The following is a 19,514-nucleotide window of genomic DNA, read 5'->3' as shown; positions in this document are numbered from 1 at the left end:
CGGGCCGGGTCTTTTGATCTCTGCAGATCAGATCACCGGAGCCTTGGGCCGCGCCTCGGCGAGGCTGTCGGTCAGCACATGGCTTACCTCGGTCACGCGCCAGGCTTCGTCGCTGCCCCCCAGAGCTGCGCGCAGCTCGTCACAGATCTCATGATCCAGCGAGGGAACGACTGTGGCCCGGATGAAGCGTCCGGTCTCGCGCAGCCGCACGTCATGGCCGGGATAGCGGAGCCTGAGCTCTTCTCTCAAGGCCTCTGCCACAGGATGGATCTCGTCCGCATCCAGCTTGCGCGGCGCGCCGTCGAGCAGTTCGGCCAGCGCGATCTTGCAGTTGCTGATCCCGTCCTTGAGAACGGAGAAGGAAATGATGAGGGCGGCGGCCGCATCGGCCCACCAGAAGCCAAGGCCGATGCCGACAATGCCCGCAATGCCGGCCAGCCCCGTCTGCCAATCGGCCGCATTCATGTCCGCATCTGTGCTGAGGATCTTGTCGGAGAGGTTCTGTGCCGGCTGCTTCTTCATCCGGCCGAGCACGACTGGCGGGATCACTGAATAGGCGAGACCTGCCATCATCAGCCAGCCGAGCCAGATGGTTTCGCCGAAGAGCTCGACCGTTCCGATGGTCGGATGTTCGGCCCGCACCAGTGTGGTGATGCTCTCGTAGAGCAGGAAGACGCCCATGACGAGCAGCGCGCAGGCGGCGGCAAAGAAGCCGAGGGAGCCCACCCGGTGGAAGCCGAAGGGGAAGCGCTCGGAAGGAGGCTTGCGTTCTGCCCAGGCCGAGAGCAGGAACAGCGAGGGCGGCAAAAGGCTGAGAAGATCCTCGATCCACGCGGTCTTCATGGCCTGGCTCGACCCCATGATGAAATACATCACGGCAACGATGCTCGCCAGGAAGCCGAGCGTCCAGATCTCGATGCGGACCGCCTTGCGCAGCGCCGCCCGCTTGTCTTCAGGCAAAGGGGGATAGGAGGTCTTTGCGCTCACTTCACCTCTCCCGCCACGGTCTCAAGCAGGCTGAGGAACCGGTTCTCGCCCTTTCGGACGGCAAAGACCGTCTTCACCGTCTCGCCCCGCAGCCGGGTTTCGGACATGGGCCGGGACAGGCCGAGCCGGGTGGCAAAGGGCGTCGTCTCCGGTAAATCGCCCGCGATCAGGTCGACCTCGCCTTCCTCCAGTGCGGCGGCAAGCTGATGAAATTCGTCATGGCGCAAGACGATCCTGGCGTCGAGGCGCTCTGCGAAGCGGGTGAGGATGGCCCGTTCGCGCGGGTTCTCAAGCCCAGCAGCCGGGTCCGCCTTGGACGAGCCATTGACGCCGACGACAAGCTCTCCGCCCCGGACCTTGTCCAGGGTCTCCTCAGGATCTTGGGGAAAGTTGCAGGCGGCCAGAGCCAGGGGAAGCAAAAGGGAAAGGCCGAGGCAGGCCCAGAGGCGCATCTGTGGATCTCCGGTGACAGGACGTATCACGGAGATGAACGGCAGAGATGCACCCCGGTTCCACCCATGTGCCCGGGTCTGCTGTCAGGTGGCGACGCGGACCTTCTGCTCTCCGGGCATGGGGAAGACACCGAAGCGACGCTTGTCTTCCAGCACGCGCTCCACAATCTCGCGCCCGATCTCCGGGGCCTCAGTCGAATAGCCGTAGAGAAGCGCCGTGTCGCAGAGCAGGTTGATGAGACGGGGCGTGCCCTGGGTCGCGTGGAAGATCATCTCGCTGGCTTCCGGCGTGAAGAGCGTGCGCTTGGCGCCTGCAACCCGCAGCCGGTGATCGATGTAGCTCGCGACCTCGTCGGGCTTGGAGAGATAGGGCAAATGGAAGTCGGAGGACACGCGCTGCACGAACTGCTTCATGCTGGGGGACGCGAGCAGTTCCTTCAGCTCCGGCTGGCCGGAGAGCACGATCTGCAGCAGTTCCCGCGCATGGCTGTTGACGTTGGTCAGCATGCGCAGCTCCTCAAGCGCCTCAGCGCCAAGGTTCTGCGCCTCGTCGACGATGAGCACCGTGCGGCGCCCCAGCTCATACTGGCGGGTGAGGAAATCCTTGAAGCGCTTGAACAGGACCACGCGGCTGCCGCCATCGAATTCCTGATCGAAGGCCATGAGCACCCATTCCAGCAGCTCGCCGCCGCCGCCGGTGTTGCTGAGCAGGCCCACGCAGATGTCGCCGGGCAGCTTGTCGAGCAGATGCTGGATCAGCGTTGTCTTGCCGGCCCCGACTTCGCCGGTGATGACCGTGAAGCCGGCGTGATTGACGATGCCATACTCGAGCATGGCATAGGCCATGCTGTGCGGCCCGCCCCAATAGATGAACCGGGGATCCGGAATCAGGGCAAAGGGCTTTCTCAGCAGGCTGTAAAACGGTTCATACATGAATGACCCCAATGTCAGGGTGACTGGCCGTCAGGCAACACTTTAAAAATCGGCGGCAACGGGCTCGACCGGCGAAGGGAGAGGCTTCGCACACCGAGGGCCAGAGACAGGCCGCGCCACGCCCCTCTTCAATACGCGCCCTGGGGGTCATCATTCAAGCCCATGGTGGAGAAAGGGTTAAGTGGGCGCTGCGGAAACGGTCGAGACAGAACACGCAGGACACACTTGATGATCGATTGTCCCGACAGGTGTCGGATGGTGCTGCACGGCATCGTGCGCCGAAATCTCCATCGCGCGATCCGCCAGGTCTGGAGCGCCAGCGACGTCGACCGGCGCTTGCCCTGCCCTGCCGCCACGCTCCTCGCGTCACCGCCCTCCCGGCGCTTGGGAGGTGCGTTGTCCAGAACAGACATGGAAAAGGGCCGGAACCCTGCGGTTCCGACCCCTGTTCCCCACTCAGGCCCGGATACGCAGGGCCGAAGCGTCATGTACACTCAGGCAGCAGCGCCGCGGGTCTTGCGACGGCTCATGCCATAGAGGCCGACGAGACCGAAGCCGAGCAGAGCGCCTGCGGCCGGAAGCGGCACCGGCGTCACGCTGACCAGGTTCTGGGAGTGGCTGCCCTTGCGGCCGTTCACGCCTTCATAATAGGTGAAGGCATACTTGCCGGTCGTGGCGCCGCTCAGATTGCTCAGGAACTGATTGGCAAAGCCCACGACACTGGACGGGGTCGCGTCCCGCCCACGGGTGACAGCTTCAAAAGCGCCATTCAGCAGACTGAAGGTGCTCGAGGTCTCATAAAGCACCTCCCAGAGCGCCAGCTGGAAACCAGCGGACTGGGAATTGCTGTTGAGATCCAGGGTCGCGTAGTTCGCGGCAAACAGCTTCTCGACATTGGCCTTCTGGGTGGAGGTCAGTCCGTAGCTGTTGGAGAACGGGGTTTCGGTGGTGTTGTAGTTGCCCGGCAAGCTCAGAGAGTTCGACAGATCGAGACACCAGGCGATGATGTTGTTGACACCATCGGTGAGCCGGAAGCCACCGGCCTGTGCCGTGTAGTCATTGCGACCCAGTTCCACCTTGACACCCGCATTGCCACCGCCGCCAAAGACGTCAGAGGACTGCTTGGTGAGAGTCACAGGAGCGGCGCTTGCAGCGCTCGCGAGCATGACCGAAGTCAGGGCCGCAGCGGCCAGGAGTTTCAATTTCATGATAAAATCTCACTTTCTAGAAAATTTACGCAGCACTACCTGAGAGGGTGTACCACAACTTCCCGCCGCACCCCAGAAATATATTGAAACAACGTAAACAACAACACCTTTCCACCCAAGGCTCTTCTTTAAAAGTAACGTAGACGTATGGTATTTTTACCTTGGGACTCGAGTACCCGCATCTAGCCAAAAAAGGCGCTGAGAGTTCAGTGTATTGGCAAGGCCCTCGCCGTCCTGCTTTTTCGCAGCCCCGCCTGTCGGCCACAGGGCAGCGAAGTGGGAGGACGGCGCGAGATGGAGCTCTGCCCGCGCACAACTGCAGGCAGTTGCGCACGAAAAAGCCGGCGCCGGGCTCACCCCAGACGCCGGCTCTCCAAGCCGTCTTGCTCAGTAATAGTAATACTTGCTCGGAAGATCTTCGCTCTTGTTGAGGATCACACCCAGCAGCTTGTTCAACTCACTCATCTGCAGTTCACACTCATCGACCTCTGCCGTGGTGGTCTGACCCGCGGCGACCACCAGAAGCGCCGTATCGATGTGCGGCAGCAGGGCGATCGCATCATCCGTGCTCTTCATGGGCGGAAGATCGAAGAGCACGAGCTCGGGCTTGAGGGCCGTGTAGATGTAATTGAAGAGTTCCTGGATGCGCGCGCCCTGGATGAGTTCGGACGACGCGGAAATATGCCCGGCATTGAGACCGACAATCAGATTGGGATCCACCTGAACGAAACAATCGCGTGCGTCCTGCTCGCCGAGGAGATAACGCCCGATCGACCCGGTCGGACGGACACCGAGGGTCGAGGCCACGGCCGGCTTCTTCAGGTCAAGATCCACCACGACAGTGCGGATCCCAGGCTCACGCGCGAGACTGAACGCGAGATTGAGCGTCACCATCGTCTTGCCGCAGGCCGGTGTCGGAGACGTCAGGGCGAGAGACGTCCAGCCATTGTCCTGCATGGTCTTGCGCACTCGCGTCCGCAGATGATTGAACGATACATGGTTCGGGTCCTTCATGGAGCGGGCAATAATGCGCCGACGCTCCAGATGGGTCGGATCGAGCTTGACGATGCGAAGCTTCTCCGCAGGCTCTTCGACGACAGGCACAGGAGCCACCTCGGGTCGCCGAACGGCCTCTCCCGCGCTCACCGTTCCCGCAACCGGTGCTGCCGAAAAGGCACCCAGGCCGGGCGTTGCCTGCCGGGCCTTTTCAAGAGCGTTCTTGATGTGCTGCACTTGAAATTACTCCGAAAAATCGATGACGGCGATCAAACCTGGTTCGCCAGACGGACATGAATGATCTGCCAGCCGCGCTCCGCGAGGAGATCGAGGGGCAGGTAAAGGAAATGAACGGCAAAGACGGCAAGGGTGATCGCCACCGCGACACCGCCGGCCATCATGATCCGGCGACGCAGGCGCTGGCGCATCTCGGCGGCCGTCTCGATATAGGGAATGACTGCGAAGGGACGCAGCTTCAGGCGGCGCTCCAGATCGGAAGACGTGCGAATGGAATTGTCCAGAAGTTCCAGAAGCAGGGCGAGACCCAGCCCGACCGCCAGCCCGCCGAAACCACCCGCCAGGATGATCTTTACGCGCTCCGGCTTGGCTGGCGTTTCAGGGACGGTCGCCTGTTCCAGCACCTCGAAGCGCTCCGCCTGACGGTCCTGCTCCAGCCGCTCGCCGGTCTCGGCTTCCGCGAGCTTCGCCTTTGTCTGATTGTATTCGGCCTGGAGGTTGGCGTATTCGCGCTGCAGGGCAGCATATTCCACCTCGACCGTGGGCGTGCGGGCGATGCTCGTCTTCAGCCCGTCGACCTTGGCCGCCAGTTTCTCCCTTGTTTCCTCCAGAAGTTGCTGGCGGGTGGCCGGATCGGCGGAGAAGCCCTGCTGAGACATCTGTGCCTTGATGGACTGAAGGTTGATCTCGGAGAGCGAGATCGCCTTGTCCAGGTCGAGGATCTGGCTCTTCGGGACAAAGCCCTTGGCCAGCAGAGGCTCCAGGACCTTCCGACGCTCGACGAGAGAGTCATAGTTCAACTGCTCCGCCTGAAGACGAAATGCCAGCTGCTGCGAAGCCGATCCATCTGCAACGGCGGTCGTCGCGTCCGGGCTCGCGGCCAGTCGCAACTCCCGATCCACGGTCGACAGGTCGGTCAGGGCCTGGGTAAGCTCCACCCGACGGGTGTCCAAGGTCTCGGGAAGATCTGCCTCGTTCTCGCGCTTGAAATCCGCGAGACGGCCTTCCGTTGCCAGAAGCCGGGATTCGAGCTGGGTCAGCTGCTGCTTGAAGAAATCACTCGTCTCCGCCGCCCGGTTCAATCGGGTCTCGACGTTCTGGGCAAGGATCGACGACACGAGTTCGTTCGTCACCCGGGCCGTCATGCGCGGTTCCCCATATTCGAAGGAGACGTGGAAGCCGACGATCTCCGTGTTGCGCCGGGAGTTCAGCGTCACCGAGATCTGCTCGATCAGAATGGCTCCGCGCATCTTCTCCACGATTTCGGTGGGAGACGGGCGCTCACCGTTCGTCGTGTAAAGATCGTATTTCGCGGCAATCTCGAGAAGACTGTCGCGGGCCATGAGCCTCTGTTCGATCACCTTGATCCGTTCATTGGTGTTCGAGGTCACGGTGGAGGACGCCAGCTCGGAGGGAATGCGCTGGGATTCGATCAGGATCGTGGCGGTCGAGAGATAGGTCTTCGGCAGGAGAAACGCCACCGCGACCGTCGCGGCAAGGATGACCAGCGCGGGAAGGATGACGAACAGATATCGCCGCTTCACGATCGAGAAATACCGGCGAAGGTCCAGATCTTGTTCCATGGTCAATCCACTCAATGAGGTCCGTTCGGACCCGTCACTCACGTCATCATCGTCTCTTCCGGCCGGTCAGGTCGACCGAAAGAAGCCTGTTATTGTGTCGCGGTCGCTGCTGTGCCCGCCTCGATCTGGGCAATGGCAGACCGCGCCTGCTCCAGATCCGCCTCGGTCATCAGGGCGCCGGACTTCAAAGCACGCTCCAGCACCGGCTTCGCCCGGTCCCCCTGGCGCTGAGCGAGCAGCGCCATGCCATAGTGATACTGTATGAGGCCTACATCCGGCAGCTTCTCCGCAGCCGTCTTCAGAAGCGGCAGGGCCGACGCATGCTCGCCGCGCAGATGGTAGATCCATCCAAGCGTGTCGAGATACTGGGGGATCTCGGAGTTGCGGAACCGCTGGGCAATCTCGAAGGCGCGTTCAAGGGATGCGGGATCGCCGCGCCGCTCGGAGAGCAGGCTCGCCAGGTCGTTCGCGGCGATCGTCGATTCCGGGTCAGCCTTGAAGAGCTCCTCGTATTCGGCAATGGCCTCGTCGAACTTGCCCTGGCGCTGATAGACGGTGGTCAGGAGCAGGCGAAGAGGCATGCTCGCGCTGTCCTTCTTCAGGCCACCACGAACAGCGGCCTCCGCATCTTCAAGTCGGTTGGCGCTCTGGTAGAACTGTGCAAGTGCAGTATCGCCCAGGGCCCCCGTGTCACGCGCGGCGGCCTCCTTCAGGGCTGCCTCGGCCTCATCGGCCTTCTCCATCGACATGTAGACCGATCCGAGCAAGACACGGGCCTCAACCCGATCCGGCTCGCGCGAAATCAGATCGACCAGATAGGCGGCCGCAGCATCCCCGCGCCCGGCCTGGAGATAGGACCGGATCAGGTCAGGCAGGACCACCGCATCGTCCGGACGCTCGCTCGCCGCCGTTTCAAGCAGCTTGATGCTGTCCGCATGCCGGTTCATGCCGGTCAGTGCCGCGGCAGAAATGCGGTCCGCAGCGGTGCCGGCGCCCTCGACGGTCGCTTGGCGCAGCCGCTCGGAGATCTCCTGAGCGCCTGCCCAGTCCTGGGATGCCAGCCGCAGCTGGGCCAGCAGGCTCAGGGACGGGATATCGCGCGGCGAGCGCTGCACAACATTTTCCAGCACGCGGCGCGCCTGCTCGACCTTGCCATAGCGCAGAAGGAACCGCGCCATGGGCAGCCCCATCTCCGGATTGTACTCCGACAGGGTCACCGACTTGGAGAACTGCTCCTCGGCAAGAACCGTTGAGCCACCGCGCTCATAGATGCTGGCGAGCAGCGCATGGAGCTGGGGATCGTTCGGAGCCTCGTTGATCGCAGCGCGCAGATCTTCCGACGCACCTGCCACGTCTTCGCGGGCCAACCGGACCTGCGCACGAACCTGAAGCGCCTCGACATTGCGCGGATCGTCCTTGAGCACCCGCTCCACAAGCTCCTGAGCTTCATCGATCTTCTGCTCGGGAAGTTTCAACGCTGCAAGCTGAACGCGAACGCGCGCAACGCGAACCGGATCCTTCTCGCGCTCGGCCAGGGCTTCAAGGAGAGCCCGGGCTTCCTCGATCTGCCCGCCCCTGACCATCAGCTGCACCAGGGGCATCTCGAGTTCGAAGGGATCAAGTGCTGCTGTCCCCTCTCCGGCCGCCGCGCTCTTGCGCCGGTCGATGATCGCCTTCAACTCGTCGATGGCGGCCGTTATGCCGCGCTGCGAGTTGAGAAACCCGACTAGATTGAGCTGGGCCTTGGCGTCCCCCGGGTGAGATTCCGCAAAATCACGAACGACACGCTCCGCATCGTCAATGCGGTTCTTGCTCAGATACCACTTCGCCCATCCTTCCCGGAAGGCTTCGGCCTCCGGAGACGCCTCGACAAGTCGGGCAAACATGTCCTCCACGCCGGCTTCGTCTCCGGTCGCCTCGAGCGCGGCAAGACGAAGGGTCTGAAGACCGATATCCGTTTCCCCAGCGATAGGGCGCTCATTGAGGACCTCCAGGACGCCCGCCGGATCACCTGCATTCAGGCGCTCCGTCGCAAGCACCACATAGGCGTCGGCGAGGCTCGGGTCCTTGGCGAGAGCCAGCCTCGCCAGCCGAACGGCCTCTGCGCCCTTGCGCTCCTTCACGGCCACGGCCGCATTCGTGACAAGGACCTGGGGGTCCTCAGGCGCGAGAGCCATGGCCTGGTCGGCAAACTTGCGAGCCTGCTCGACCTGGTTTCCGCCCAGCAGGAAGGCTGCTACGCGATTGCGCGCCTCCACATGCTTGGGATCCAGCTCGATGACAGACATGTAGATCTTGAAGGCGGTTTCGAGATTGCCCGCGCGCTCCTCGGCCCGTGCCAACTCGTAGCGCGCGGGAATGGACTCCTTGCGCAGCTTCAGCGAATTGCGGAATTCGAGCCCAGCCTTGGCGTATTGCCCCTGCTCTGCGAGTTCCAGACCGCGACGATAGTGTGCTTCTGCGCGTTCCTCGGCGGAGTCACAGGACGCCAGGACAAGCGAGCCCCCCAGCGCGAGCGCGAGAGAGACGATGCGAAGGGAGGACTGGACACGTCGAAAACCGACCGGGGGCATGAAACTCAGCTCCAAAAATCAATAAACTTACGTATGGTCAGAACTATACCGAAGAAACGGTGAAAATCGAATCGGAACATCAAAATGTCGCTGCCAGAAAACGGCTGCGGCAGGTGGACATCATGCACGAGAACCACCTCACGCCAAGATGCTAGACCGGCAAATCGCAAGATGAGGTTAAGATCGGCGCCCCCGCGTGATCGCCCCCATGCATCGTGCCGTCTTCACCACTCTCGTTCACGCCTGCAGCATACGAAACATCTTCCGAAGACCGATGAGCTCGGTCGGCAGGCGAAAAGAAAACGGTGGCTTCTGACCGGATCCTTCCGGAAAGCAACCACCGTTTCCCGTTCAGTCAGCAGAAACCGTCACGCACCACTCAGGCGGCGACGAGATCCTTGCCGGCCTTCGCCTTGCGACGACCCATCAGGCCGAGACCTGCCACGCCGGTGCCGATCAGCAGGAGACCTGCCGGAAGCGGAACTGCGGTGGTGGAGGAGAAGGACGCCAGGCTGCCGACAGCGTTGCTCGAGAAGGAGAACACGCCGTAGGTGTCATCATAGCCAGCCTTGGTGATCAGGCCACGAGCGACGAAGTTGATGCCATTGGCATTGTTCAGCACCGGAGCGGTGATGAGCGAGGTCAGGGCGAAGTTGAAGCCAGCCACAGACCAGACCTGGCCGAGGTTGGAGAAGTCGATGTCGGTCATGGAAACCGGCAGGAACAGTGCACTGGTGAAGTCACCCTGAGCACCCAGAACGAATGCGTTAGACGCAAAGTCAACGCCGGTCAGGGACGTCGGGTTGTTGACGTTACCCTGGATGTTGATGGCGCCGGAGATCGGAGCAGCTTCAACCGAGCCGGCAGCGCCGAGAACGGCGACGCCGAGAACAGCAGCAGCTGCCAACTTCTTGAGAGAATTCAGAACACGCATAATTATTCCTTTCGAAAATCAGGAACTCGCCCACTCCACCCCTACAAGATGGACAGGGCCCACAATCATTAAACAACTGCTTGCCGCATTAAGGTTTTTTTAACCCCCTGCCGTTGCGAGAGTCAAGAGATTGAGTGCCAATCGCAAAGTCTCACTCGACATATAGTTAAATTCACCAATTCCAGTGACGCGAAGCAGACCAGTTCCCTCCTGGGGCGACCTGCCTCGCGCGGCGTGCCGTTGTCGTTCAATGCTCTCCGAAACAACGTCCGGCCCCGTACCCACACCCGGCATGATGACCCGACGACCTGTTCCAGTCACATCTTGCTGAGCCGGTTGCTGCTTCCCTTTGGAGGTGGAAGCTTCCCGGCTCTCGGGAGGATCGGTCAATCCCGTCCTACCGTCTGCCCTCACGCCCCGAAAGCGAGCACTCCGTCGGGGCATGAATTCCTTGCCAACCGCTAGAACGCGGGAAACCCTTGCGGATCTTCCGAACGCCGCACACGAGGTGCGCCACGCCTAGGCGCACAGCTCAATAGCCGCTGCCGCGGAAGAACTCCCGCCACACCGTCTTGAAGAGGATCTCGATGTCCTTACGGTTCGAATATCCATCAACATATTCAAGGTCATAACGAAGGCGCATACGCGCAGCATGGGCATCCGTCGTCTCGCCACGGTAGCCATTCACCTGGGCCAGTCCGGTGATGCCCGGACGCACCTTGTGACGGTTCATGTAACGGTGGTCGAAATCCTCGTAGCGCACGCCGGCAGCGAGCATGTTCGGGACATGCGGTCGCGGCCCGACCAGAGCCATGTCTCCGCGCAGAACGTTCCAGAGCTGCGGCAACTCGTCAAAGCTGCTGCGACGCAGGAACCGGCCGATCGGGGTTACGCGAGGATCGTTCTTCTGGGTCTGCTGAACGCCGCTCTCGTCGGTCTGGGCCAGATGCATGGTCCGGAACTTCAGAACGGTAAAAAGCTCGCCATTCAACCCGTAGCGCAACTGCTTGAAAAGCACCGGACCTGGGCTGGTAACCCGGATCGTCGCCGCCACAATCACAAGTAAGGGGGACAGCATCACCAGTCCGCCGATTGCCCCCGCGACATCGAGGGTCCGCTTGAGCGGGAGGCGATAGGCCCGCGAGCGTTCCGAACTCGGCTGAAGGTCCGGACTGCCAAAGGCGACGTCGGGCATGCGCATCGCATAAGACCCGGCATAGACCGGCGCGAGCGCACGGATCTGGCGCTCCTCGCCCTCTCCGAGCCGCATGGAGACAGAGGACCTTCCGCCGCGGCGCCAACCGCTTTCTTCCGCGCGACCACCCCCCCTGGGTCCGAAGAGACGCCAGGACCCAATGAGCTCTCTCGCAAGATCCGTGATCAGCGTGAGGCGATGAGACTTTCCAGGGAAGGTCGATGACGAGGCAAGGAAAGATTTTCGGTCGCCGGGAAGTGAGCCACCGATTGTCACGTCAAAAGTCATAAAACATGCCCCCTTTTTTGAGGAGACCCCGCATTTGCTCAAAAGAACCGCCCGAAAGGGCGAGATGCCGCAATTTAAAAAGTTGCAAACAGGCGTCTGAGATCCGAATCCGGATTTCAAATTGGTACGTATTAATAACGGAAAATTAACACAGACCACATGAGGAGGCAATCCTTCGAAGGGGCTGGAGTTCCGGAAATCGGGAAAATTTTCCGCAAAGTCAGAGAGGCCGGCGAGTGCGCGCTCCGCAGCGCAACAGGGGACCTCGAACATTCAGAAAATTCGCCCCATGAGGGGCAAACCTGCGCCGCCGGCGTCATCTCTCATCCACGACCACAGAGTTCCCGACCGGATGACTCGCCGCCATCTCTGCGACGCCCGCCACCGGCTGGGAGAAATCCGCACTGGCAGGCCCCGACCTGCAGAACGGTCAGTCTCCGGATCCCGGAACCCGGACCCTCACCTGTCAATCGAGGGCGGGATAATAGTCCGGGATCTGGGGATAGACCTGATCAAGGAAGGCAGTTGCCCGCTCCTCTGCGCGCGCGACCGGCTCGCCCGGCGCCATGGGAACCACGACACGCACAAGGCCACCATCGGACCGGCCATGGCGGACCGTATCCCACATGGAGACGAACTTGACCTCGAAGTCATTGGTGATCTGACGCCCGCGCTGCTCGAACCAGTAATAGACGAGCTGTCGCTCCAGACCGAGCTGGATGATGGCCCGGTTGGCATGAACCGTCTTCTCACCTTGGGCACCGGTCAGCCGCAGGTCCGCCTGCTGCCACTCCGACACTTCCCAGCCGCCGCCGGGCAGGCAGATTTCGGGAGAGTGGATGCCCTCCCCTTCGGTCTGGGAGCGATAGAAGGTGAGGAGCAGATTGGCCTGATCCGACCCGTTGGAATAGGTCGCCAGAAGATAGTCATCCGCCCCGAGCACCCGCTCGATCGCGGGCTCCAGCATGGAGGACTGCCCCTCCCAGGCGCCGAGCTGCATGGGGAAGACCCCGAGCGGCAGACGGTCAACATGGGAGGCCTTGGTATCCGGCAGGGTCTGCCAGATCGCTCCGGCCGCGAGAATCCCCAGAACGGAAAGGATGAAGGCGCGGCCGGCCGGAATGGTGGGCACCTTCTTCAGCGGTTCCCACACGCCCTCGAAATCCATCCAGACGATGTATTCGGGACGGGGACGGCCAAAGAGGAAGAACCGGGACAGGATCACCGCCTCCAGATAGAGGATGGCCGTGCAGGTGATGAAGATGATCCAGCCTTCGAAGAAATGCAGGAACCCTTCCGCCTGTTCGATGCCATAGGCATTGACCAGAACGCCGATCACGCCGATGCGGAAGCTGTTCATGACGATGGTGACCGGGATGGTGGAGAAGAAGATCACCACCCGATGCCAGTTGGGGCCGTTGTACAGAACGGCCATGAGCCAGCCGAAGCTGAAGAGCGGGAAAAGATAGCGCAACCCGCTGCAGGCCTCGGCGACCTGAAGCTTGTAGTCCCCCAGATCGATCACATTGCCATCGAGGAAGACCGGGATCTGGGCAAGCTGAATGAACCAGACCCCCAATTCCGAGGAAATGAACTGCAGATGGGTCGAGACCTTGAGGTAAATGAAGCTCGGCAGAGGCAGCATGAAGATGAGATGCAGCCAGCCCGGCCAGAAACGGAACCCTTCGCGCGTGCCGGCAAGAAGCAGGATGATCGCGCCGATATAGAGAATGAAGCCATAGGTGATGACATCGGGAATGCGCACGAGATTGCCAGCCAGACCGACGATCAGGGCCAGGACAAAGACCAGAAGCCCGAGGGTACGGCGCCCGTCGTCCTTGCGGATCGGTCGCCTGTGGATCTCCCGAAGCGTCATGTAGCCGGTGATCAGGGGCACGATCGGACCGTAGCTATACTCAGGCCGCGCCCAGGCAACGCCCAGGGAGATCAATCCATCCCAGAAAAAGGCAGCCGCGCCCACACAGGCCACCAGAAGCCAGGGCCAGGCCTTGCCGGCAAGCGGCGCCAGGCCTTGCGGCCGGGACAGGGTTCGGGAAGGTCCAAGATCGTCCTTGCGGATGTCCATGCTCATCAAAAAGAACCACTCAAAAACAGCCCGCAAACGCGGAAGAAACAGATCAAAAAATCGCAAGCCCCGGCAATCAAACAGCTGCGCCAAACGGCTTCCTGAGGCGCATGGGCAGGCCAAACAGCCCTCCCCCCACACTAAGGTGCTCGCCCGCCAGCCGCCCCACCAAGAAGAAGCCTCTCCGGCGTGAGCGATCAGGCGCCGTGGTCACACTCCCTGCGAGACCACCAGCCTCAGGGCCGCCCGCTGCCGTCCCGCACTCCAGACGAGAGATCCGGGAGGACCATGCCCGGGCACCCGAACGGGTCAAGATGCAGGAGCAGGCGTGCGGCAAAAGCCCGAAACAGGCTCCCGCCAGGTCCTGTGACCCTGCCTCTGACCTGACCCTGACCCCAGCCCCGGCTTGAGGCCCGGATCCGGTCCATCCTCATCCTAATTTAGGAGGCAATCAGGGGCAAAGCACAATGATTTTATTGGTAAACATCCTAACTTGCTGTTTTTGCGGAGCTATCTTTTTCGCGATGTTGCCGGCGGCAAATCCGGACCACTGCCCGGCCCAGAAATCCGTTGACGCAGGAAGAGCTTGAGGCCACCCTGAGCTCCTATTTTTTTGAATTTTCTCAATCAAGGATTGGTTTGTTGATTCACTCGGCAAATCCGCGTCAGGCCGCCCCGGGCAAGGTCCTGATCATTGTGGAAAATCTTCCCGTCCCGTTTGATCGGCGTGTCTGGCAGGAAGCAACGGCCCTCAAGGATGCGGGCTACGAGGTTTCGGTCATCTGCCCCACCGGGCGCGACTATCAGGCCCGCGAAGAAACCATCGACGGCATCCATGTCTATCGCCACCCCCTGCCCTTCGAGGCCTCGGGTGCGCTTGGCTATCTGGTCGAATACTCGGCCGCGCTTTTCCATGAGCTGCGCCTGTCGCTGAAGGTCCTGCGCCGCCACGGCTTCGACGTGATCCATGCCTGCAATCCGCCGGATCTCATCTTCCTTGTCGCCCTGGTGCACAAGGTCCTCTTCGGCAAGAAATTCATCTTTGACCAGCACGACATCAACCCGGAGCTGTTCGAGGTCAAGTTCGGCCGGAAAGGCTTCTTCCACAAGCTGCTCCAGTTCTTCGAAGCGTGCACCTTCCGCACGGCGGACGCGAGCCTGGCCACCAACGAGACCCTGAAGCGCCGCGCCATCGAGCAGGGCGGCATGCCCAAGGACAAGGTGTGGGTGGTGCGCAGCTTCCCGGACCTGAAGAAATTCCAGCGCACCGAACCCGACGTGGCGACCCGCAAGGGCCGGAACCATCTGATCGGCTATGTGGGCATCATGGCGCGCCAGGACGGTGTGGATCTGCTCGTCGAGGTCATGCACCAGATCGTGAATGTCCAGGGCCGCTCGGATATCGGCTGCGTCATTATCGGCAACGGTCCCGACTACGAGCGCCTTCAGGCGCTCTCCGCCAGCCGGGGCCTTGAAGACTACATCGAGTTCACCGGCTATCTGAGCGGCCAGCCGATGCTCGCCAAGCTTTCGGCCTGCGACATCGGGGTTATTCCCGACCCGTCGAATGCCTGCAACGACAAGCTGTCCATGAACAAGGTCTTCGAATACATGGCCCTCGGCCTGCCCTTCGTGCAGTTTGACCTGCCCCAGGCTCGCATCGATGCGGGCGAAGCCGCCCATATCGTGAGCGGCACAGAGCCGGAAGACCTGGCGCAAGGGATTTCCGAACTCCTGGCGGACGAGGATAAGCGGGCGCGCATGAGCGCCTATGGACAGGAACGGGCCCAGCGGGAATTCCACTGGAGCCTGGAGAAGCACGCCATGCTGGCCGCCTATCGGGATGTGCTGCCCGCCGCCGGGGACATTCCGGCGACCTCCAACGTCCCGGTTTCTTCGCAATGACCTCCGCCACTGCTGCGTCCGCCCCCACCCTCACCATCGTCATTCCCCACCTCAACCAGCCGGGGCATCTGGCGAATTGCCTGAGGTCTCTGGAGGCGCAAACCGCCGCGATGGACGATGTGGAGATCATCGTGGTCGACAATGGCTCGAAGGAACTCCCTCACGCGCTCTGTGCCGGCTCGCACCTTGACGTGCGCCTGACCCAGGAAGCGACCCCGGGTCCGGGGCCTGCCCGCAACCATGGCATCTCGCTCGCCCGGTCGGAACTTCTCGCCTTCATCGATGCGGATTGCCTCGCCCATCCGGGCTGGGTTGCAGACATTCGCGATGCCTTCAGCGACCCTTCCGTGCAAGTTGTCGGCGGTGATGTGCGCATCGCGCTGAAGGATCCGCAGCGCCTGACGACGCTCGAGGCCTATGAATCCGTCTATGCCTACCGGCAGAAGATGTACATCGAGAAGCAGGGGTTCTCAGGCACCGGCAACCTGGCCATGCGACGTCCGGTTCACGCGCAGGTCGGCCCCTTTGCCGGGATTGGTGTTGCCGAGGACCGGGACTGGGGCCAGCGCGCCACCCGGTTGGGCCTGAAGATCCATTACCGGCCCGGGATGATTGCCTATCATCCGGCGCGCGAAAAGATGGACGAGCTCTACACCAAGTGGGACCGGCACATCGCCCATGATTATGCCGAGGTCAAACCCGACTTGCGCAGCCGCGCGATCTGGGTGATCAAGGCACTGGCGCTGGCGGCATCCCCGCTCTGGGAAGTTGCCCGCATTGTCGCATCGGACCGGATCTCCGGCCTGCGCCCACGGCTGCGGGCGCTCAAGGGACTTGCCATCATCCGCCTGTTCCGCGCAAGACGCATGCTGGCCCAGATCGCCCGCGAAGGCGGCGCCGTCTCCAGCACCTCCTGGAACCGCTGACTGGCGGGATGCGAGCGATTTTCCTAGACTGAACCAAACTGGCCCAATTTCCGGAACCGCAACGTGAACAGCTCCGCATCAACCGGCGTCGCCTCTGCATCTTCCACTCCAGCCAACTGGAGAATGGCTACGACCGAGGAGACCACCGGCCATCCGGTTGCGGCATATGTTTTCATGGCCTCGCTTTGCGTGCCGCTCTTCTTCAACATCGGTCCGCTTCGGCTCGCGCCCTTTCTTCTGGTGCTGCTCGTATTGTTTCCACCGATGTTCTTCAAGTGGGTTTCCGGCAAGCAAACCACCGTTCAGCTTCCGGATCTGCTGCTGCTCTTCTACTGCGCGTGGTGCGCGATAGCCCTCGCAATGGTTCACGGCGTGTCGTTCATAACCGAGCCGGCGACCATCGTCCTGCTGCAGACATTCGGCAGCTATCTGGTCGGCCGCATCTATGTCCGGAATGAAGACCAGCTTCGCAAGGTCGTGCGGTTTCACTTCGCGCTCGTCCTCGCGCTTTTGCCCTTTGCCTTGTTCGAAACTGTGAAAGGCTATCCGCTTCTGAACCGGATCTTCGGCGCGCTTGGGCCGGTCTTCCACGATCACCACATGCCCACGCGCATGGGTTTGCGGCGTGTTCAGTCCGTTTTCGAACACCCAATTCTCTACGGAATCTTCGTCAGCTCCACAGTTGGCATGCTGTTTTCGATGGACCGGTTCTCTTCAGTAAAGGTCGTTGCGTTCGCGGCTATCGCCGTTGCCACCTTCGTTTCGCTCTCGACGGGGGCTTTGCTCTGCCTGATGATCCAGATCATACTGCTCACGTGGGGCATGGTGATGGGCAAAAACGAGAAAAAGTGGAAGATGATCATCATCATCTTCATCTCTTGCTACATCACCATCGATCTGCTTTCGAACAGATCTCCGTTTGAAGTTTTCGTGAGCTACATGACCTTCAACACGGGGAGCGCCTACAACCGGGTGTTCATTTGGAAATACGGCACCGCTGAGGTCTACCGTCATCCGCTCTTCGGGATTGGCTACAATGACTGGATCCGTCCCTGGTTTATTCACAGCTCGAGCATGGACAACTTTTGGCTGTTGCAGGCCGTCCGATATGGCCTTCCGGCCTGGGCGTCCATGACGGTGGCATTCGTGATCCTTTTGATCCGTTTGAGCGCCGTGAAGTTCAGAAAGAAGACCAGCGGTGATCTTCGAACCGGTTTTGTCATTTCGATCGTTGGAGTTTTCTTTGCCATCTGCAGTGTGCATCTCTGGAATTCCGCGTATTGTTGGCTCCTCTTCCTCATGGGCAGCGCCACGTGGATGCTCGAGAAGGGCCCGCATTTGGCGGATGCCATCGAGGGAAATGACCCTGAGGAGGACAAGCATCAACGCGCGGGTGCGCGCCGCCTCCAAGCGGGTCCAGCCATAGACGAGGCTCCTGCCGCCGCAAAGCCTGCGCTTCCGGTCAAGCCGCGTACTCGACCGGGCTATACACGCCCCCGTTAGCCGCCTCACGCCTTTTGGCTCAGTGGAACGGGTCGGCGGCAGCCCTCACTAGCGCGTGGCGAGACGATAGGCCTCTGGTGTAAGGCGCGAGCGGACGCTCTTAGGCGGACGCAGACCGAGCAGGCCGCGCGCGGCGCCATCGGCTTCCACGAAATGCCCCTGCAAGGCCAACTTGACCACCTTGGCAGCTGAGTAGAGATAAGCATAGGCCAGGTTCTGCGGGAAGAAACGCCGGACGAAACGGATCCGGTTGCGATAATTGAAATAATTCGAGAAGGACGAACCCTGCTCCTTGCCCACAACAGGTGACCCGATGGCTGTGCCGGCATGATGGAGCACGCGAGCCTTGTCCGCGTGCACCAGGGAAAGCTCGCCGCGCCGGAAGGCCCAATCCACTTCCTCGTAATAGAGAAAGTAGTCGTCTTCCATCTTTCCGACCGTCTGGAGATATCTCCGCGACGCGACAATGCATGCGCCCGGAATATATTGCAGGTCCTCATCTTTCGGATGCGGAGTGGACTCGGCATCCGCGAAGAGGTGAATATTGGAGCACATGCCAGACCGGGGATTCACGCGCCCGCCATCGGTCTGGATGCGGTTTTCCGGAGACACGTAGATCACGCGCCCCCCCATCAGCCCGAAGCCGGGAACATCGCCAGCCTTGGCCACGAAGGCTGAAGCCGTTTCTGGGAACACCCGGCAATCCGGGTTAAGCACCCAATACAGATCGCAATCCTGTGCCATAAGGAAGTCGAGACCAAGGTTGACGCCCCCCGCATAGCCGAGGTTGACCGCGGATCGGAGGACCGTGACATCTGGACAATCTGGAGCCTCTCTCGTCACGCGTTTCAGACGCTCCTCGGCGTCAAGAACCGCCACCCCACTCGGACCGGCCTCCAGGTCATGAAGGACTTTCATCGTGCCGTCAGTCGAGGCATTATCGACAACGACGATGCGAAGGTTGCGGTGACTGGAGGACAGGAGGCTCTGGATGCAATCCCGGATCACGTCTTCTGAATTGAACGCGACGACAACGACACCAACCGACACTTCTGCATCATGCGACATTTGTGAAAACCATCTTTCTCAAACATGTCTTTTCTCGCGACGCGACCAATCGACGGTTGCGTCTGAGCTAACAAGAATTTCCTACCAAAGTCCCGGCGGGAGCGGAAAGCCGAACCGGGGCAGACAATACAATCGGAGTATTTCATGACCCTGATGAAGGTCAAGAAGCGTGGCCTTGGCCATTTGAGCGGTCTGCGCAATCTGCTCGTCAATCTAAAACGCAACTATTACAACAAGGTCTGGGGCATGCACCTCGACCCCACATGCCAGATCTCCCTCTCCGCGAAGTTCGACCTCACCTATCCGCGCGGCGTCCATGTCGGCGCGAACTCCTATGTGGCCTTCGAGGCGCGTATTCTCTGTCATGACAGGACCCGGGGCCTCTATCTCGACACACGCATCGGACGCAACTGCTTCATCGGTGGCCGGAGCCTCATCCTTCCCGGCGTCGAAATCGGCGACGGCTGTGTTGTCGGCGCCGGTTCGGTGGTGACCAAATCCGTCCCGCCGGGGTGCGTGGTTGCCGGCAACCCGGCACGGATCCTGCGCGAGAACGTCGTCGTCGGGCCCTTCGGACGCTTTGCGGACGCGGACGAGACCGAACACCGGCTCGTGGCCGAAGGCATGGCCTGAGAGAGCG

Annotated in this window: 15 protein-coding genes; 4 read left to right on the top strand and 11 right to left on the bottom strand. The window is 61.3% G+C overall.

The window, feature by feature from the left end:
• Positions 1 to 27: 27 nt before the first annotated feature.
• The 10 genes from FR728_RS06655 to xrtD all read right to left on the bottom strand — a co-directional run bounded on the left by FR728_RS06655 (position 28) and on the right by xrtD (position 13,478).
• Positions 28 to 987: a cation diffusion facilitator family transporter gene (locus tag FR728_RS06655; RefSeq protein WP_149891798.1), complete on the bottom strand. Its 960-nt coding sequence runs from the start codon at positions 985 to 987 to the stop codon at positions 28 to 30.
• Positions 984 to 1,439 (bottom strand): transglycosylase SLT domain-containing protein, encoded by a 456-nt coding sequence (locus FR728_RS06650; protein ID WP_149891797.1) that lies wholly within the window; start codon positions 1,437 to 1,439, stop codon positions 984 to 986. Before FR728_RS06650 ends, FR728_RS06655 begins: the two co-directional genes overlap by 4 nt.
• An 84-nt stretch (positions 1,440 to 1,523) precedes the next feature.
• Positions 1,524 to 2,372, bottom strand: a complete 849-nt coding sequence (locus FR728_RS06645) for an ExeA family protein (protein ID WP_149891796.1) — start codon at positions 2,370 to 2,372, stop codon at positions 1,524 to 1,526.
• 494 nt (positions 2,373 to 2,866) lie between these two features.
• Positions 2,867 to 3,580 (bottom strand): VPLPA-CTERM sorting domain-containing protein, encoded by a 714-nt coding sequence (locus FR728_RS06640; RefSeq protein WP_149891795.1) that lies wholly within the window; start codon positions 3,578 to 3,580, stop codon positions 2,867 to 2,869.
• 387 nt (positions 3,581 to 3,967) lie between these two features.
• Complete coding sequence (locus FR728_RS06635) at positions 3,968 to 4,813, bottom strand: CpsD/CapB family tyrosine-protein kinase (RefSeq protein ID WP_149891794.1); 846 nt, start codon at positions 4,811 to 4,813, stop codon at positions 3,968 to 3,970.
• A gap of 32 nt (positions 4,814 to 4,845) precedes the next feature.
• Positions 4,846 to 6,396 carry a GumC family protein gene (locus FR728_RS06630; protein ID WP_149891793.1) on the bottom strand — a complete coding sequence of 517 codons (1,551 nt, stop codon included), beginning with the start codon at positions 6,394 to 6,396 and terminating at the stop codon, positions 4,846 to 4,848.
• Positions 6,397 to 6,485: 89 nt separating this feature from the next.
• On the bottom strand, positions 6,486 to 8,969 hold the full coding sequence (locus FR728_RS06625; RefSeq protein ID WP_149891792.1) for a tetratricopeptide repeat protein: 2,484 nt from the start codon (positions 8,967 to 8,969) through the stop codon (positions 6,486 to 6,488).
• A 379-nt stretch (positions 8,970 to 9,348) separates the two neighbouring features.
• Positions 9,349 to 9,903: a VPLPA-CTERM sorting domain-containing protein gene (locus tag FR728_RS06620; RefSeq protein WP_149891791.1), complete on the bottom strand. Its 555-nt coding sequence runs from the start codon at positions 9,901 to 9,903 to the stop codon at positions 9,349 to 9,351.
• 532 nt (positions 9,904 to 10,435) lie between these two features.
• Entirely contained in the window at positions 10,436 to 11,173 is a 738-nt protein-coding gene (locus FR728_RS06615) for a sugar transferase (RefSeq protein ID WP_149891790.1), read from the bottom strand.
• A 679-nt stretch (positions 11,174 to 11,852) separates the two neighbouring features.
• On the bottom strand, positions 11,853 to 13,478 hold the full coding sequence (gene xrtD / locus FR728_RS06610) for a VPLPA-CTERM-specific exosortase XrtD (RefSeq protein ID WP_149891789.1): 1,626 nt from the start codon (positions 13,476 to 13,478) through the stop codon (positions 11,853 to 11,855).
• A 636-nt stretch (positions 13,479 to 14,114) separates the two neighbouring features.
• Here xrtD and FR728_RS06605 point away from each other — a divergent pair.
• From FR728_RS06605 to FR728_RS06595, 3 genes are all read left to right on the top strand, one after another.
• Positions 14,115 to 15,377: a glycosyltransferase family 4 protein gene (locus FR728_RS06605; protein WP_244304393.1), complete on the top strand. Its 1,263-nt coding sequence runs from the start codon at positions 14,115 to 14,117 to the stop codon at positions 15,375 to 15,377.
• A complete protein-coding gene (locus FR728_RS06600; protein ID WP_149891788.1) occupies positions 15,374 to 16,303 on the top strand; it encodes a glycosyltransferase family 2 protein in 930 nt (309 codons plus the stop codon). Before FR728_RS06605 ends, FR728_RS06600 begins: the two co-directional genes overlap by 4 nt.
• Before the next feature lie 63 nt (positions 16,304 to 16,366).
• A complete protein-coding gene (locus FR728_RS06595) occupies positions 16,367 to 17,806 on the top strand; it encodes an O-antigen ligase family protein (RefSeq protein WP_149891787.1) in 1,440 nt (479 codons plus the stop codon).
• A gap of 48 nt (positions 17,807 to 17,854) precedes the next feature.
• Here the strand turns inward: FR728_RS06595 and FR728_RS06590 are convergent, their stop codons facing one another.
• Positions 17,855 to 18,874 (bottom strand): glycosyltransferase family 2 protein, encoded by a 1,020-nt coding sequence (locus FR728_RS06590; RefSeq protein WP_149891786.1) that lies wholly within the window; start codon positions 18,872 to 18,874, stop codon positions 17,855 to 17,857.
• Between the two features lie 144 nt (positions 18,875 to 19,018).
• On the opposite strand from FR728_RS06590, the gene FR728_RS06585 reads away from it, so the two are divergent.
• Positions 19,019 to 19,507, top strand: coding sequence for an acyltransferase (locus tag FR728_RS06585; protein ID WP_149891785.1), 489 nt, complete (start codon positions 19,019 to 19,021; stop codon positions 19,505 to 19,507).
• The last annotated feature ends 7 nt before the right edge of the window (positions 19,508 to 19,514 follow it).

It is taken from the genome of Roseibium aestuarii (genome assembly GCF_008477545.1).
GTDB classification, from domain to species: domain Bacteria; phylum Pseudomonadota; class Alphaproteobacteria; order Rhizobiales; family Stappiaceae; genus Roseibium; species Roseibium aestuarii.
This window is presented reverse-complemented; position numbering and strand designations above follow the sequence as displayed.